Raw genomic sequence first — 16,490 nt, forward strand, 5'->3', positions numbered from 1 at the left:
CGCGTCCCTCTCAGACCGTTTGCAGCCGAGGCGTTGTGTCGGCGATGGCCTCGTCGACGACGGTGGCGATCTCGGTGACGCTGTCGCATGCGGCGTAGGCACTTCGCAGTCGACGGGCGTTGGCGCGGTATGTCGCGTCGTCCAATACGAGGCGGACGGCGCGGCGCACCTGCGCCGGTGTGGGCGTCCCTGTGCGCAGATTCACTCCGGCACCGAAGTATTCGACGCGGGCGGCCACCTCCGGTTTGTCCTCGGTCTGCCCGGCGACGACCATAGGCACTCCCTCCGAGAGGGCACGCTGTACGGCGCCGTATCCGCCGTTGGTGACCATCACGTCCACGAGGGGGAGAAGCACGTCGTGCGGGATGTACTCGGCAACAAACACATTGGCGGGCAACGGCGTTGCGATCTGGGTCACCGGTCGGCCGCCGGTGGTGACGATGACGGTGACATTCTCGCCGGCAAGCGCTTCGATGGTCGGTTCGATCAGACGGGTGAGGTCGGCGTTGTCGATGGTGCCCTGCGTGACGTGCACGACGGGGCGGCCGTCGTGCAGTTCGCCCCACCACGACGGGGCGATGAAGTTGTCACTGGGCAGCGGGTTCACGGCTCCGACGAACCGCACGTGGCTGGGCAAGTCGCTGCGGCGGTATTCGAACTGGGGGATCGTCGGAACGATGACGCGATCGGCCAACGCCGCACAGTCCAGCACGAACACAGGCAGTTTCGGCAGCCCCATCGCTTCGAGCATGCGGACGGCGGCGCGGTGGGCCGGCCGCAGCATCACCTTGTGCGCGGCCAATGTCAGCAGGCGGTTGCGGAGCCGTCCGATCGGGCCGGGCATCGGGGTGATGCCGGGTCCGCCGGGTGCGGTGTCCTTGCTGGACAGGAACAGCGGGGTGGTGCAGTAGGACAGGATTGGGGGCCGCTGCGCCGATGTGCCGAGCAGCAGCGGAAGTGTGCCGAGGAAAAAGGCATCGGTGATGATGGCGTCGAAGTCATTGGCGGCCAACAGTTCCTGTATCGCACTGAACTGATGGGGCATGGGCCGGACGAAGACGTGCTCGACATCGAAGTTGATGCGCGCGATACCCGACGTCTCGGCGCGGCCGGGAAGGTCGGCGTCGAAGCTGGAGTCGTCGTAGTCCGCGCCGAAGGGCAGGGCACGCGGGTGCGCACCGACGGCCCGGATCTTGTCGGCGTGACGGGCGCTGGTGAGGACGGTGACGCGGTCGCCGCGCGTGACGAGTCCGCGTGCCACGTTCAGCAGTGGTCCGATGTGTCCGATGGGAGGGCAGGAGGCGATGAGGATCTCTGGCATGGCGTCGATACTCGCCGCAGGACGGGTGTGGGGGCTTGGAGCTTGGGTGGAGATTGCGTGGAGATCGGCGGTAGATGAGCGCTTGCGCGAAGACCATGGATGCAGATGAGCGGCGTCAGGCAAGGGGCGGCAGGGTCACCACCGCATGGGAACTCCGGTCGCCTCCGCCGCGCTTGGCAATGTACATCTGCCTGTCGGCCTCGGCGACGAGGAACTTGACGAAGGTCGCATGGTCTGTCGTGCGTGCATCGACGCTTTTCGCATGTGCGGTGCCGATACTGGCGGTGATCGCCGGAGAGGTTGCAGCTATCGCAGCCCGAAGCTGTTCGGCCATCGCCACCACGCCGCCTGCATCGATGTCGTCGATGACGAGGAACTCTTCGCCGCCAACACGGGCCACAGTGGCTGATGGTCGGACGGCGGTAAGCAGGGTTTGACCGACTCCGACGAGGACGGCGTCGCCTGCCGCATGCCCCGCGGAGTCATTGATCGACTTGAAATTATCCAGGTCAATCATTACTGCCGTGATGCCCCGATCCCCGAATCGCGATGCTGCCGTGAACGCTTCGCTCATTCTTCGCTCGAGTCCGCGCCGATTCAGCAGGCCGGTGAGAGGGTCGACATCGGCATTGAGCACATCGAGACCGACGAACTGCAGCAGCGTCTGCAGGCTGAACGGGATCGATACGACAGCTACTACGAGCACGACGAACTTGCAGGCTGCCAGCAGGGTGTCCTCTGCAGCAAGCCGAACCGACAGAACGGCAATCGTCAGCAGAGCGGTCGACAGGTTGAGCACCATGAGCCGGGCCGAATGGAAGAAGGCGATGTAGCCGCCGACGGCGGCGAAGGAGGCGCATCCGGTCAGCCCCGCCAAAGGTTGGGCGTCAGCCAGGCAGGCGGCGCTGAGGCACACCATCGCAGCGACCGTGAACAGCTGCGATTGCCGCTTCGACGGCCAACGGGGGCGTGCCCAGAGCGCGACAAGTGCCAAACACAGGAGGGAAACGACCACCAGCACACCTCTGGCGCCGACGGACGTCGTGGATTGAGGGCTGAGCGTCAGGACGATCGGCACCGCGGCTAGCGAGGCGACAGTCACCAGTACGACATGACGGGTGAACCTCTGCAGCCCCCGGCTGTGCAGGTATCTGACGAGCCAGTCGTAGCTGTCAGGGTTTGCCCACCAGCTTCGCAGGATCCAAGCGCTCACATGTTCTCCACCATTCAGCAAACATTCTGGAGAATATCGGACGCCGAAGGCGCGTCTGGCCGAGATGTCGGATCCGTCATCGTTGCAGGTAAGACCTTAGGCTAACCAATCTGAAGCGAATTCCATCGCTCCATCTCCCACGTCAATCCTTGCAAGCGCAAAGTGGCGACTGCAGCATTGCATGCGCGAACCACGCCGCGGTCAGCTTTCCTACTTGACGCGGTCCGGGCGGGTGTAGACGTTCATCGAGTCGCCCCGCAGGAAGGCCACCAGCGTGAGACCGGACTGGCCGGCAAGGTCAACCGCGAGTGACGACGGCGCCGACACCGCGGCGAGCACCGGGATGCCGGCCATCACCGCCTTCTGGGTGAGTTCGAACGATGCCCGTCCGCTGACCAGAAGAACCGTGCCGGCCAACGGTATCCGGCGCTGCTCCAGTGCCCAGCCCACAACCTTGTCCACGGCATTGTGGCGACCGATGTCCTCCCGCACGACCAGCGTCTCGCCGGCGGTGTCGAAGAGCGCCGCGCCGTGCAGTCCACCCGTCGCGGCGAACACCTTTTGTGCGGCGCGCAGCTTGCCGGGCAGCGCCGACAAGATGGCGGCACCGACGACCGCCGGGTCGTCGCCGGGCCCGTGCTTGCTGATCAGTCGGACCGCATCCAGTGAGGCCTTGCCGCAGACACCGCACGAAGACGTGGTGTAGAAGTTGCGCGTCGGCTCCACGTCCGGTGGGGGCACGTCGGGGGCCAGGGTCACGTCGAGCACGTTGTAGGTGTTGACCCCATCTTCCTGGGCGCCGCGGCAGTAGCGCACCGACAGGATCTCGTCACGGCGGCTGACGATCCCCTCCGTCAGCAGAAACCCCTGTGCCAGTTCGACATCCGAGCCGGGCGTGCGCATCGTGACCGTGATGGGGCGCCCGTCGACGCGGATCTCCAGCGGCTCCTCGACCACCACGGTCTCCGGCCGTGCGACCGCGTCCCGCGCGGTGACGTGATGCGCGCGCCGACGGGCGGTGACTCGTCCCACTATGTCTTTCCCCCGTCGCTTCGCTCGCCCATCATCACGCCCGTTCCAGCCGGACCACGATCGCCTTGGACACGGGGGTGTTGGATTTCGTCGCGGTGTGATCCAGCGGGACAAGAGGATTGGTTTCCGGATAATAGGCCGCGGCGTTGCCCACCGGTGTCGAGTACGCGATGAGGGCGAAGTCTTTGGCACGCCGTTCCTGCAGGTGCCCGTCGGCGTCGGTGAACTCGGACACCAGGTCCACGCGGTCGCCGTCGGACAGCCCGAATTTCGCGAGGTCGGCGGGGTTCACGAACACCACGCGGCGACCACCCTTGACGCCGCGGTAGCGGTCGTCGAGGCCGTAGATCGTGGTGTTGTACTGGTCGTGGCTGCGCAGCGTCTGCAGCACCAGCCGGTCCTGGGGTACCGGGACCCATTCGAGCGGATACACCTCGAAGTTGGCTTTGCCTGTCGCGGTGTGGAACTCGCGCGAATCGCGGGGCGGGTGGGGCAGCTGGAAACCATCGGGAGCGCGCACCTTGCGGTTGTAGTCGTCACAGCCGGGGACGACGGCGGCGATGGCGTCACGGATGGCGTCATAGTCGGCGTTGAACGTCGACCACGGCACGGCATGGTCGGTGCCGAAGACAGCGCGGGCGAGCTGGCAGATGATCGCCACCTCGCTGCGTACCTGATCGCTCGGTGGGTGGAGGCTGCCGCGGGACAGATGCACCATCGACATCGAATCCTCAACGGAGACCAGCTGTTTGCCGCCGGCCTGGATGTCGCGGTCGGTGCGGCCCAGCGACGGCAGGATCAACGCGGTGCGACCGTGTACAAGGTGGCTGCGGTTGAGCTTCGTCGACACCTGCACGGTGAGCGCGCAGTTGCGCAGGGCCGCCTCGGTCACCTCGGTGTCGGGGGTCGCGGACGCGAAGTTGCCGCCCATCGCCATGAAGACCTTGGCGTTGCCGTCGCGCATGGCACGGATCGCGCCGACTGTGTCGAGTCCGTGCTCACGCGGGCTGTGGATGCCGAATCGCTTGTCGAGGTTCGTCAGGAACCGTTCGGGCATCTTCTCCCAGATGCCCATGGTGCGGTCGCCCTGCACGTTGGAATGGCCCCGCACCGGGCACAGGCCCGCGCCGGGCTTGCCGATCATGCCGCGCATCAGCAGCAGATTGGTGATCTCGGTGATCGTGGGCACCGCGTGTTTGTGCTGGGTCAATCCCATGGCCCAGCACACGATCGTGCGCTGCGAGGATGCCATCATCGCGGCGACTCGGTCGAGTTGCTCTCGTTCGATCCCGGTGGCCTCGCGCACTGTGTCGAGGTCGACGTCGCGGGTGCGGGCCTCGTACTCCCCGAAACCGGCGGTGTGGTCGGCGACGAACGCTGTGTCCACCACGCTGCCGGGATTTCGGTCATCGGCCTGCAGCAGGAGCTTTCCCAGCCCCGCGAACAACGCCATGTCGCCGCCGAGGCGGATCTGGACGAACTCGTCGGCAATCGGGACGCCGTCACCGACGACGCCGTGCACCTTCTGGGGGTCCTTGAACCGGATGAGGCCGGCTTCCGGAAGCGGGTTGATCGCAATGATCTTGGCGCCGTTGGCTTTCGCCTTCTCCAGGATCGACAGCATGCGCGGGTGGTTGGTGCCGGGGTTCTGGCCGGCGATGACGATGAGGTCGGACAGGATGAGATCCTCGACGGTGACCGAGCCCTTGCCGATGCCGATGGAGTCGATGAGCGCGGTGCCCGACGATTCGTGGCACATGTTCGAGCAGTCGGGAAGGTTGTTGGTGCCCAGGCACCGCACGAACAGCTGGTACAGGAACGCGGCCTCGTTGCTGGTGCGCCCGGAGGTGTAGAAGACGGCTTCGTTCGGGCTGTCGAGCCCGCGGAGCTCGTCGGCGATCAACCGGTAGGCGTCGTCCCACCCAATCGGCCGGTATCGGTCGTCGCCGGGCCGCAGCACCATCGGTTCGGTGAGGCGGCCCTGCTGGGAGAGCCAGAACTCCGGCTGGGACTCGAGTTCGGCGACCGAGTGCCGTGCGAAGAACTCACGGGTGACGACGCGCGTGGTCGCTTCCTCGGCGACAGCCTTGGCACCGTTCTCGCAGAACTCGGCCAGCTTCCGGCCGCCGTGCTCCTCGGGCCAGGCGCAGCCGGGGCAGTCGAAGCCGTGCCGCTGGTTTAGTCTGGACAGCGTCCTGGTCGTGCGGAGCAGACCCATGGACTCCAGGCCACGCTTGAGCGAGACCATGACCGCCTTGACGCCGGCCGCCTCGCGTTTGCGCTGGGTGACGGTCAGGCTGCGCTCGTCGACATCGGCGTCGATGTCTCGGTCTGGATGGCGGCGCGTGGACATGTTCTCCATTGTGGTCTTTCGCGCAACAGCTGGCCACGAAGGGCCGCAATGGCCGGTGGTAACCCGCGCATTCTGACGTTGACGCTCGCGTAACAAGTTCGGCATCGAATGTTCCTACTGTTGGCCGGTCAACTGTCCGTCGAGCCAGGGCGCGGACACAGCAGTGATAGGAAGTCCATTGAGCGGTAATGCGGTACGCCTGCAGGCGATCAACAACGTCGAGGCGTATGTGCCGCCGGCGATCAGCTTCGATCCGGCCGAGGCGCCCGGCCAGATCTTCGGCTCGAACGTCTTCACCAAAGCCGAGATGCAACTGCGCCTGCCCAAATCGGTCTACAAGTCCGTCGTGGCGACCATCGAGAAGGGCGCCAAGCTGGATCCGGCGATCGCCGATTCCGTTGCCTCGGCGATGAAGGACTGGGCCTTGTCGAAGGGTGCCACCCACTACGCGCACGTCTTCTATCCGATGACCGGTCTGACGGCCGAGAAGCACGACAGCTTCCTGGAGCCGGTCTCTGACGGGGAGACCTTGGCCGAGTTCGCGGGCAAGACGTTGATCCAGGGTGAGCCGGACGCGTCCAGCTTCCCCTCCGGTGGGCTGCGGAGCACCTTCGAGGCCCGCGGCTACACCGGCTGGGACGTCACCAGCCCCGCATACATCCTGGAGAACCCCAACGGAAACACACTGTGCATCCCGACGGTCTTCGTGTCGATGACCGGCGAGGCGCTCGACTACAAGACCCCGCTGCTGCGCAGTCAGCAGGCCATGGGCGTGCACGCCGAGCGGATCCTGACACTGTTCGGACACAAGGATCTGCAGAAGGTCGTCTCCTTCTGCGGTCCGGAGCAGGAGTACTTCCTCGTCGACCGTCACTTCTTCCTGGCCCGGCCCGACCTCGTCAACGCGGGCCGCACGCTCTTCGGCGCGAAGCCGCCCAAGGGCCAGGAGTTCGACGATCACTACTTCGGTGCGGTGCCCGAGCGCGTGCTCGGATTCATGATGGACACCGAGCGGGAGTTGTTCAAGCTCGGCATCCCCGCCAAGACGCGGCACAACGAGGTCGCCCCCGCGCAGTTCGAAGTGGCGCCGATGTTCGAGCGCGCCAACATCGCCTCTGATCACCAGCAGCTGTTGATGACGGTGTTCAAGACGATCGCCAAAAAGCACGGCATGGAATGTCTGTTCCACGAGAAGCCGTTCGCCGGGGTCAACGGGTCCGGCAAGCACGTCAACTTCTCGATGGGCAACTCCGAACTGGGCTCGCTGTTGGTGCCCGGTGACACCCCGCACGAGAACGCCCAGTTTTTGGTCTTCTGCGCCGCGATCATCCGCGCCGTGCACAAGTTCGGTGGGCTGCTGCGTGTTTCGGTCGCCTCGGCGACCAACGACCACCGGCTCGGCGCCAACGAGGCGCCGCCGGCCATCATCTCGATCTTCCTGGGTGCCCAGCTGGCCGACGTGTTCGAGCAGATCGCCAAAGGTGCTGCGACGTCGTCGAAGGGCAAGGGAGTCATGCACATCGGCGTCGACACGTTGCCGTCGCTGCCGACGGATCCAGGTGACCGCAACCGCACCAGCCCGTTCGCGTTCACCGGCAATCGATTCGAGTTCCGGGCGCCCGGCTCTGGCCAGACAGTGGCTGTGCCGATGATCGTGCTGAACACGATCATGGCTGATTCGTTCGATTACATGGCGACCGCCCTGGAGAAGGCCACTGCCGACGGAGTGGACTTCGACAGTGCCGTGCAGACACTGCTCACCGAGATCATCACCGACCACGGTGCCGTCGTGTTCAACGGCGACGGCTATTCCGAGAACTGGCAGACCGAGGCCGCCGAACGTGGCCTGCCCAACCTCAAGACCACCCTCGACGCGATCCCCGAGCTGATCAAACCCGAGGCGGTCGAGGTGTTCGAGCGCTACGGCGTGTTCAGCGAGCGGGAGTTGCACAGCCGCTACGAGGTCCGCTTGGAGCAGTACGCGTTGACGATCGCCGTGGAGGCGAAGCTGGCCCTGGAACTCGGCACCACGGTCATCCTGCCCGCTGCGGTGCGCTATCAGACCGAACTGGCACAGAACGTCGGGGCTCTGAAGGCCGCCGGCGTCGACGCTGATGTGAGACTGCTGCAGTCGGTTTCGGCACCGATCGGTGAACTGACGGCGGCACTCGGCGCGCTGAAAAGCGCACTGGGTGATCATTGCGCGGAGTCGGCGCTCGACGAGGCCACACATGCGCAGAAGGCGTTGCTACCTGCGATGGAGGCCGTGCGCGCGGCCGCCGACACGCTCGAAAGCGTTGTTGCCGACGACCTTTGGCCACTTCCGACCTACCAGGAGATGCTCTACATCCTGTAAGGCGTTGCCCTGGCCGAGCGGGCTCACCTCGGGTCGACGATCTGCACCACACCGGTCGTCACGCCGGCCACGAACAGCCGGCCGGTCTTCGAGTCGACGGCGACGGTGTAGGGGTTCTGCACCGTCGGCACTCGCATGACCTCCCGGGGCGTCTCCTCGGACATGTCGTAGCCGACCACCTCGTTGGTGCCCGACGAGGCCACCCACAGCCGGTCCCGGGTTGCGTCGTAGGTGATGCCGTACGGGCCGCCGGGCTGCGCGGTCTCTGCGAGTTGCGTTGGCGTGGTATCGAACACGCGCACCGCGTCACCGCGTGTGTCGGCGGCGATCAGGCGGCCGTGCTTGTCGGCGACCAGGTGCGTGGGGCCCGCTCCGGCGGGTGTGGAGCCGACGATGGTCAGGTTCACCGTGTCGTACACCGTCAGGTCGTTCTTGCGCACGTCGAGCAGGCCCATGCGATCACCGACGGGCGCAAGCCCCGCCGGCTGCACGCTGTCGGTGAACACCTTGACGATGTCGCCGCCGCGTACCGCGCTGACGGTGCCGCCGAGTTCGTTGGCCACGAAGGTGGTTCCGTCGGGGGCCTGCGACGCGTCGTGCGGAACCGTCCCTGTGATGATCTCCGGATTCGCCTGCCCGCCGGGCAGGTCGACCCTGACCAACGCGTTGGCGCTTTCGACAGGAACCAGGACCGGGCCGCCCGGTGCTGCGAGCTGAAGGTGACGCACCGCGCCGGGCAACGGTGTCCTTGCGGTGATGTCGCCGGTGTCCGCGTTGAGCAGCACGAGTTCGAAGGGGTCGCGCGTCGCGACGGCCACGACCCGGGTGACGGGATCGACGACGATGCCCTCAGGTGCGGTGCCGACCTGGACCTGACGCCCGGCAGGGGCCTGCGTCGGAACCCCGGCCGCCAGCGGCTCGGCCGCCGCGGGCAAGTCCTCGGTGGGCGGCCGCGTGCCTTCGGTGGGCACCCCGGGCGGGATCAGTCCTGTCGTCGTGGTGGCTTGCGTGCCGGTCGTGGCGGCCTGTGTATCCGTGGCGGGGTCTGTCTCGGCGGGTGGATTGCCGCATGCGCCCACCAGCAGTACGGCGGCGGCAACGGCGGCGTAGAAGCGCATCGTGGGGGAATACCCACGCGTCCGAGTGGGAAAGCCGCACGGCGCCGACCGTAAGAAAGAGGTGATCGTGGCCGGATTGACGTTGTTGCTGCTGCTGGCCGCGGCGACGGTGCTGCTCGCGCCGCTGGCCGAGCGCATCAGCGTGCCGCACCCCGTCGTGATGCTGATGTTCGGCCTGGCCATCGCGTTCGTGCCCGGTCTGTCGGTGTCCTCGCTGAACCCCGAGCTCATCCTTCCGTTGGTGTTGCCACCGCTGCTGTTCGCGGCTGCTCGCCGGACGTCGTGGCGGCAGTTCCTCGACAACCGGCGCGCGATCGCCCTGTTGGCGGTGGCACTGGTGGGCATCACCGCATTCGTCGTCGGCTTCGTTCTGCAGGCCGTGGTTCCAGGGCTTCCGCTCGTTGCCGCCGTCGCGCTGGGCGCCGCGGTCGCGCCTCCTGATCCCGTGGCGGCCACGGCGGTGGCGCACAAGCTGCATCTGCCCCGCCGCCTGCGCACCATCCTCGAAGGCGAGGGCCTGTCCAACGACGCCACCTCGTTGGTGCTCTACGAGGTCGCGGTCGCCTCGACGATGGCGGGCGCCTTCGCTCCTGCGCATGCCGGGGCGACCCTCGCCGGCGCCATTGCGATCGGCGTTGCCGTCGGGCTGGCGATCGCGGTCGCGACCAGGTGGCTGCTCGGCAAACTGCCCGCCCACCCCGCCGGCAGCGCTCTGGTCCTGGTGATGCCGTTCGCGGCGTACATCGCTGCCGACGCGGCGCACGGCAGCGGCGTGCTTGCGGTCGTGACCATCGCGCTGGCGCTGAGCCGCTACTCCGACCACGAGTCTGCGCAGACCAGGCTCGTCACCGTGACCACCTGGGAGATCGTGGAACTGCTGGTGACTGGTGCCGCTTTCGCGTTCGTGGGTCTCGAGCTGCGCGCTGTCGCCGAGCAGGCGTCGGATTCGATCGGCACACTCATCGCGCAGGCGTTGTTGATCACCGCCGTCGTCGTGGTGGTCCGCTTCGCCTGGATCTTTCCTGTCTCTGCGCTCGACGAGAAACTGCTGCGCAGAAAACGCGGCATCGCCGAACCTGTCGGCTGGCGGGAGATGACGGTGGCGTCGTGGGCCGGTATGAGAGGGGTGGTCACGCTGGCGGCGGTACTGGCGCTGCCGCCGGGCTTCCCGGAGCGGGAGCGGCTGATCTTCATCGCGTTCTTCGTCATCATCGCGACCATGCTCGGGCAGGGTTTGACGCTCCCGCTGCTGGTTCGTGCGCTCGGGGTCACCTCCTCCGAGGAGGATCAGGAGGCCGAAGAACGAAACCTGTTGCGCGCAGGCCGGGCCGCGGGTTTCGAGCGGCTCGGGGAGATCCGCGAGCGCGGTGACGTGAGTGTGCAGATTGTCGACGAGGCCAGGGAGAACGCGGACCGGATGTGGCACTCGCTGGGCGTGTCCGAGGACGCCGGGGATCGCGGGTCCGTTCATGCCCACGACGCCGGAACGTTGAACGCACTCAAGAAGGAGATGCTCGAAGCGGCGCGGGACGCGGTCGTCGAACACCGCAGCGCGTCGGGCAGCGACCCCCTTGTCGTCGACGCGGTCCTGCGCCGCCTCGACGCACGCGGGTCCACCGATTCGTAGGAGGGGCGCCTAGAGGATGCCCGAAGCGGAGTCCGCCGCGAGCCGCAGGGCTCGCCCGACGGGCAGCTCGCGAAACGACCTGGACAGGATTTCGACACCCCAGGGTCCGTCAAATCCTTTGTCGCGCAGCACTTCGATGAGACCGGTCAGGTCGAAAGACCCCTCGCCGCACAGCAGCCGCCGCTCGACGGTGTCCTCGAACAGCGAGCCGACCACCGCGGGTGAGGCATCGTCGAGCTCGACGCCGAAGACCATGCCGTCCTGCAACGCCGTATCGAGCTCGGGGAGGGACGTGCCGGCGCGGAACACGTGCCACGCGTCCACCAACAATCCCACGCCCGGGTGGTCTGCAGCGGCAACGAGTTCGGCGCCCATCGGTACCGTCGCGAGCCGCGAGAACGGCATCGTCTCGATCGCGATCCGGGTTCCGAGCCCCGCGGCGTCATCGGCAAGTTTACGCAAGGGCGGCACGAGCGCCATGAGATCGGTTGTCGCGGAGCCGTTTTCTGATCCGATCTTGATGAACGCGGGATTGAGGACGTCCGCGGCCTCGAACAGGAGGTCGCGGGTCTCGTAGGTGTGCCCGCGGCGGTCGCGCGGGATCCACCATCGCTCCAGCAATTCGATCTCGATGTGCGACAGACCTTTTTCGGCGGCGAGGTCGCCGAGAGCGGCGAATCCGATCGAATCGCGAACCACAACAAGGTCGTCGGCGATCAGGCCGAAGCCGATGTAGCCCGCCTCGGCGATGGCGTGGAGCCGCTCGGTGACCGGAACCGGACTGGTTGCGGGGAAGAGCATCGGCGACGTGTCACCGGCGCTGGTCCATGCCGTTGCGACGAGATCGGTGTTCACGAGGTTCCTCCCCGGCGTGCGAATGTGCGCGAAATGCCACCGCGAGCGGCGTGTCCCGGTATAGACACGCGCGCTCGCGGTGCAGGTGCATTCCCCGGGAACTCAGCCGTTCTGCGGGAAGCCCAGGTTGATGCCACCGTGGCTGGGGTCGAGCCAGCGCTGGGTGATCGCTTTCTGGCGAGTGAAGAACTGCACGCCGTCCATGCCGTGGGCGTGGCTGTCACCGAACAAGGAGGCCTTCCAGCCGCCGAAGCTGAAGTAGGCCATCGGAACCGGGATCGGCACGTTGATGCCAACCATGCCGACCTCGACCTCGTTCTGGAAGCGCCGGGCCGCACCACCGTCGTTGGTGAAGATGGCCGTGCCGTTGCCGTAGGGGTTGGAGTTGATGAGGTTCAGCGCGTCGTCATAGGTCTCGACCCGTACCACCGAGAGCACCGGTCCGAAGATCTCGTCGGTGTAGACGCTCATCTCGGGGGTCACGTTGTCGAGCAAGGTCGGTCCCAGCCAGAAGCCATCTGCACCTCCGTCGGCCTTGACGTTGCGTCCGTCGACGACGACCTTGGCTCCGTCGGCTTCCCCGGCGTCGATGTAGGAGGCCACCTTGTCGCGGTGGACTTTCGTCACCAGCGGACCCATGTCGGAATCCTTGGTGCCGTCGCCGATCTTCAACGGTGTGGTGCGCTCGGCGATCTTGGCGACGAGGTCGTCGGCGATCGGTCCGACCGCGACGCAGGCACTGATGGCCATGCACCGCTCACCGGCGGACCCGAAGCCGGCGTTGACCATCGCATCGGCAGCCAGATCGAGGTCGGCGTCGGGCAGGATCACGGCGTGGTTCTTGGCTCCGCCCAGCGCCTGGACCCGCTTGCCCGCGGCGGTGCCGGTGGAATATACGTACTGGGCGATGGGCGTCGAGCCCACGAAGGACACCGACTTGATCTTCGGGTTGGTCAACAGTTCGTCGACCGCGGTCTTGTCGCCCTGCAGGACGTTGAAGACACCGTCGGGCAGCCCGGCTTCCTTCCACAGGCTGGCCAGCCACAGCGAGGCGCTCGGGTCCTTCTCGGACGGCTTGAGCACGACGGTGTTGCCCGTGGCGATCGCGATGGGGAAGAACCACATCGGGACCATGGCCGGGAAATTGAACGGAGAGATGATGCCGACCGGGCCGAGGGGCTGACGGATTGAGTAGACGTCGACCTTGGTGGACGCGTTCTCGGTGAAGCCGCCTTTGAGCAGATGTGGGATGCCGCAGGCGAACTCGACGACCTCCTGGCCGCGGCTGACCTCGCCGAGCGCGTCGGACACGACCTTGCCATGCTCGCTGGTGATGATCTCGGCCAGCTCACCCTTGCGCTCGTTGAGCAACTCTCGGAAAGCGAACAGGATCTGGGTCCGCTTGGCCAGCGAGGTGTCGCGCCAGGCCGGGAACGCTGCAGCCGCGGCGTCGATGACCTTCTGCGCGTCCTCGACGCTGGCCAGCGCCACCTGACCGGTCGTCTGCCCGGTCGCCGGATTGGTCACCGGCGCAGTCGACTTCGAGCTGCCCTCGAAGGGAGCATTGTCGACCCAGTGAGAAATCGTATTGGACATGTGTGTTTCTCCTCGCTTGTTGTTGGGGTCTCAGGGCCGGTCGGCGAGCTGCACGTCCACGGGCAGGCCGGTTTCCAGCGATTCGACGCCGGCGGCGCACACGGCCGCGGCTGCATAGCCGTCCCACGCGGTAGGACCGTCGATGTTGACGCCGGTCCGGACGGCGTCGACCCAGCGTTGGATCTCGGTGTCATAGGCACGCCCGAACCGCTCCCGGAACCCTGGGGTGATCTGACCACCCCAGCTACCGGGGGCACTCTTGCGAATCATGCCGACATCCAAACCGATCATGGCGCTTCCCTTTTCGCCGACCACTTCGGTCCGCACCTCATAGGCCACACCTGTGGTGACGAACAGCTCGACATCCACGTGTCGACCCGCCACTGTCCGCAGGATCGCGATCTGCGGATCGATGACGCCCTCCGGCGCACCGGGATTCGAGGACGGTTTGACGATCTGCACGCTCGCGATCTCCTCGCCGAACAGAAACCGCGTGACGTCCACCTCGTGGACGAGCGAGTCCTTGACGATCAGCGAGCTGTCGAAGTACGACGGCACGCTGGGGTTGCGGTGCACGCAATGCATCACCAGCGGCTCGCCGAGTTCGCCACCGTCCAGTAGGGCCTTGAGGCGCATGTACTCGTCGTCGAAGCGGCGCATGAAACCCACCTGGATCAGCGGGCGCTCCAGTTCGGCTTCCCGCCTGACGATCTCCAGTGAGGTCGCCACATCCGTCGTCAGAGGCTTCTCGCACATGACAGGCTTGCGGTGCTCCAGGCAGGCCAGGAGTTGCTTCTCATGCGTAGAGCCGGGGGTGGCGAGCACGACGGCGTCGACGTCGGGGTCGGCGATCGCGTCGAGTGGGTCGGCGACGGCCCGGCAGCCCTCGATCTCGGAGGCGATCTGTTCGGCCTTCTCGGCGACGTAGTCGTTGACCACAGCCACCCGGGCACCCGAGATGCGAGAAGCGATGCGCGCGACGTGATCGGCGCCCATGACACCGACGCCGAGGACGGCAATGCGTAAGTCGGACATGATCAAAACCTCATCCTCTGTGTTCTCGAGGCTAGCGGTCGGACGGGTTGATCAAGGGCCGCTGGACCTTCTTCCAGTCCGCGTACCTCTCGTAGGCCTGCTGCGTCGATTCCAGCGTCGACACCTCGCTGACCGGCACGTCCCACCACGAATGGCTGTCCGGCGCGTAGATCAGCGGATCGGTCTCGACGTAGATGACCGTGGTGCGGTCACTGGCCTTGGCGACCTTCACCGCATCGGCGAACTCCGCCGGGGTGCTCACCTTGATGACGTCTGCGCCGAGGCTGGCGGCGTTGGCCGCCAGGTCCACGGGCAGATGCCCGCCGTCGAGTCGGCCCTCTTCGCCGCGGTACTGATACGAAGTGCCGAATCGCTGCGAGCCCAACGATTCCGACAGCCCGCCGATCGAGGCGAAGCCGTGGTTCTGGACCAGGACGGGGATGACCTTGACCCCTTCCTGCACCGCGGTGACCAGCTCGGTGGCCATCATGAGGTAGGAGCCGTCACCGACCATGATGAACACATCGCGGTCGGGCGCGGCCATCCGTACCCCGATGCCGCCGGCGATCTCGTAACCCATGCAGGAGAAACCGTATTCGACGTGATACCCCTTGCGGTCGCGCATGCGCCACAGCTTGTGCAGATCGCCGGGCATGGAGCCCGCGGCGCACACCACGACGTCGCGCGGATCGGACAGGGTGTTGACCAGACCGATCACCTGGTTCTGGTTCAGTGCCACACCGTCCTCGGCGCGGAACGCCTCCGACACGGTGTCGTTCCACTCGTCCATCAGTTCACGGACACGCAAGGTGTATTCGTCGCTGACCGCGTAGTCGCCGAGTAATTCGGTGAGCGCATCGAGCGCCTCCCGGGCGTCGGAGACGACGCTGATCCCGCCTTGTTTGACCGAGTCCAGCGACGCCACGTTGATGTTGACGAAGCGGACGTCGGGATTGTTGAACGCAGTTCGCGACGCCGACGTGAAATCGCTGTAGCGGGTGCCGATTCCGATGATGACGTCGGCGTCGCCGGCCAACGCGTTGGCGGCGGTGGTGCCCGTCGAGCCAACAGCGCCGACCGAGCGGGGATCCTCGTGCAGCAGTGACCCCTTACCCGCCTGGCTCTCGCATACCGGGATCCCGGTGCCCGCCACGAAGCGGGCCAGAGCTTCGTTGGCGCCGGAGTAGATGACACCGCCGCCGGCGACGATCAACGGCTTGGTCGCCGATCGGATGACGTCGGCGGCCTTGGCGATCACGGAACGCTCCGGCAGTGGGCGCGCGATATGCCAGGTGCGTTCGGCGAACAGCGACACGGGCCAGTCGAAGGACTCGGCCTGAACATCTTGGGGGAGTGCCACTGTCGCCGCGCCGGTCTCGGCCGGATCGGTCAGCACGCGCATTGCGCCGAGGAGCGCAGCAGGCAGTTGCTCCGGGCGCCATACCCGGTCGAAGTAGCGGGACAACGGCTTGAACGCATCGTTGACGGTGACGTCGCCCGAAGACGGCAACTCCAGTTCCTGAAGCACCGGGGAGCTCACTCTGGTCGCGAAGGTGTCCGAGGGCAACAGCAGCACCGGGAGTCGGTTGATCGTCGCCAGCGCCGCGCCGGTCAGCATGTTCGTCGAGCCGGGGCCCACACTGGCGGTCACGGCCCAAGCCTGCGTGCGGTCCTGCTGGCGCGCGAACGCGACCGCGGTGTGCACCATGGCCTGCTCGTTGCGGCCGAGCACATACTTGAGACCGGGATCGGTACCCGCCTGCCGGGCCTCGACCTCGTCCTGCAGCAGAGCCTGGCCGATGCCCGCCACGTTGCCGTGGCCGAAGATGCCGAAGCACCCGGCGAAGAATTTGTGCCGTTCGCCGTCGTGTTCGACGTACTGGTTGGCCAGGAAGCGCACGGTCGCCTGCGAGACGGTGAGCCGTACGGTGGGTTCGTTGTCGACGAGCTTCTCGGTCGACTTCGGCGCGGTGGAAACCACGGT

General features: G+C 66.4%; 11 protein-coding genes. 2 read left to right on the plus strand and 9 right to left on the minus strand.

Going from position 1 to position 16,490, the window contains the following annotated elements; all coding sequences use genetic code 11:
- Positions 1 to 10: 10 nt before the first annotated feature.
- The 4 genes from ACAG24_RS15475 to ACAG24_RS15490 all read right to left on the minus strand — a co-directional run bounded on the left by ACAG24_RS15475 (position 11) and on the right by ACAG24_RS15490 (position 5,919).
- A complete protein-coding gene (locus ACAG24_RS15475; protein WP_370473819.1) occupies positions 11 to 1,321 on the minus strand; it encodes a glycosyltransferase in 1,311 nt (436 codons plus the stop codon).
- Positions 1,322 to 1,436: 115 nt separating this feature from the next.
- Positions 1,437 to 2,336 carry a GGDEF domain-containing protein gene (locus ACAG24_RS15480; protein ID WP_370473818.1) on the minus strand — a complete coding sequence of 300 codons (900 nt, stop codon included), beginning with the start codon at positions 2,334 to 2,336 and terminating at the stop codon, positions 1,437 to 1,439.
- A 408-nt stretch (positions 2,337 to 2,744) separates the two neighbouring features.
- Positions 2,745 to 3,566, minus strand: a complete 822-nt coding sequence (gene fdhD / locus ACAG24_RS15485; RefSeq protein ID WP_370473817.1) for a formate dehydrogenase accessory sulfurtransferase FdhD — start codon at positions 3,564 to 3,566, stop codon at positions 2,745 to 2,747.
- Between the two features lie 34 nt (positions 3,567 to 3,600).
- Complete coding sequence (locus tag ACAG24_RS15490; RefSeq protein WP_370473816.1) at positions 3,601 to 5,919, minus strand: FdhF/YdeP family oxidoreductase; 2,319 nt, start codon at positions 5,917 to 5,919, stop codon at positions 3,601 to 3,603.
- A gap of 178 nt (positions 5,920 to 6,097) precedes the next feature.
- Between ACAG24_RS15490 and ACAG24_RS15495 the strand changes: the two genes are divergently transcribed.
- Entirely contained in the window at positions 6,098 to 8,275 is a 2,178-nt protein-coding gene (locus ACAG24_RS15495) for a glutamine synthetase III family protein (protein WP_370473815.1), read from the plus strand.
- A 23-nt stretch (positions 8,276 to 8,298) separates the two neighbouring features.
- Here the strand turns inward: ACAG24_RS15495 and ACAG24_RS15500 are convergent, their stop codons facing one another.
- Entirely contained in the window at positions 8,299 to 9,393 is a 1,095-nt protein-coding gene (locus ACAG24_RS15500) for an NHL repeat-containing protein (protein ID WP_370473814.1), read from the minus strand.
- Position 9,394: 1 nt separating this feature from the next.
- Here ACAG24_RS15500 and ACAG24_RS15505 point away from each other — a divergent pair, with 1 nt between their 5' ends.
- Positions 9,395 to 11,020 carry a Na+/H+ antiporter gene (locus ACAG24_RS15505; protein WP_370473813.1) on the plus strand — a complete coding sequence of 542 codons (1,626 nt, stop codon included), beginning with the start codon at positions 9,395 to 9,397 and terminating at the stop codon, positions 11,018 to 11,020.
- A 9-nt stretch (positions 11,021 to 11,029) separates the two neighbouring features.
- Here the strand turns inward: ACAG24_RS15505 and ACAG24_RS15510 are convergent, their stop codons facing one another.
- The 4 genes from ACAG24_RS15510 to iolD all read right to left on the minus strand — a co-directional run bounded on the left by ACAG24_RS15510 (position 11,030) and on the right by iolD (position 16,487).
- The gene (locus ACAG24_RS15510; protein ID WP_370473812.1) at positions 11,030 to 11,875 is read right to left on the minus strand and encodes a sugar phosphate isomerase/epimerase family protein; all 846 of its coding nucleotides are present in this window, start codon (positions 11,873 to 11,875) and stop codon (positions 11,030 to 11,032) included.
- Positions 11,876 to 11,977: 102 nt separating this feature from the next.
- Complete coding sequence (locus ACAG24_RS15515) at positions 11,978 to 13,471, minus strand: CoA-acylating methylmalonate-semialdehyde dehydrogenase (protein ID WP_370473811.1); 1,494 nt, start codon at positions 13,469 to 13,471, stop codon at positions 11,978 to 11,980.
- Between the two features lie 30 nt (positions 13,472 to 13,501).
- Complete coding sequence (locus tag ACAG24_RS15520) at positions 13,502 to 14,506, minus strand: Gfo/Idh/MocA family protein (protein WP_370473810.1); 1,005 nt, start codon at positions 14,504 to 14,506, stop codon at positions 13,502 to 13,504.
- Between the two features lie 31 nt (positions 14,507 to 14,537).
- Positions 14,538 to 16,487 carry a 3D-(3,5/4)-trihydroxycyclohexane-1,2-dione acylhydrolase (decyclizing) gene (gene iolD, locus ACAG24_RS15525; protein ID WP_370473809.1) on the minus strand — a complete coding sequence of 650 codons (1,950 nt, stop codon included), beginning with the start codon at positions 16,485 to 16,487 and terminating at the stop codon, positions 14,538 to 14,540.
- Between the last annotated feature and the right edge of the window lie 3 nt (positions 16,488 to 16,490).

It is taken from the genome of Mycobacterium bulgaricum (assembly GCF_041287165.2).
Taxonomy (GTDB): domain Bacteria; phylum Actinomycetota; class Actinomycetes; order Mycobacteriales; family Mycobacteriaceae; genus Mycobacterium; species Mycobacterium bulgaricum.

What these genes read in the sequence shown, in the direction of transcription:
- ACAG24_RS15475 (WP_370473819.1), bottom strand. Translation starts at nt 1,321, where the DNA reads ATGCCAGAGATCCTCATCGCCTCCTGCCCTCCCATCGGACACATCGGA.
- ACAG24_RS15490 (WP_370473816.1), bottom strand. Translation starts at nt 5,919, where the DNA reads ATGTCCACGCGCCGCCATCCAGACCGAGACATCGACGCCGATGTCGAC.
- ACAG24_RS15500 (WP_370473814.1), bottom strand. Translation starts at nt 9,393, where the DNA reads ATGCGCTTCTACGCCGCCGTTGCCGCCGCCGTACTGCTGGTGGGCGCA.
- ACAG24_RS15515 (WP_370473811.1), bottom strand. Translation starts at nt 13,471, where the DNA reads ATGTCCAATACGATTTCTCACTGGGTCGACAATGCTCCCTTCGAGGGC.
- ACAG24_RS15520 (WP_370473810.1), bottom strand. Translation starts at nt 14,506, where the DNA reads ATGTCCGACTTACGCATTGCCGTCCTCGGCGTCGGTGTCATGGGCGCC.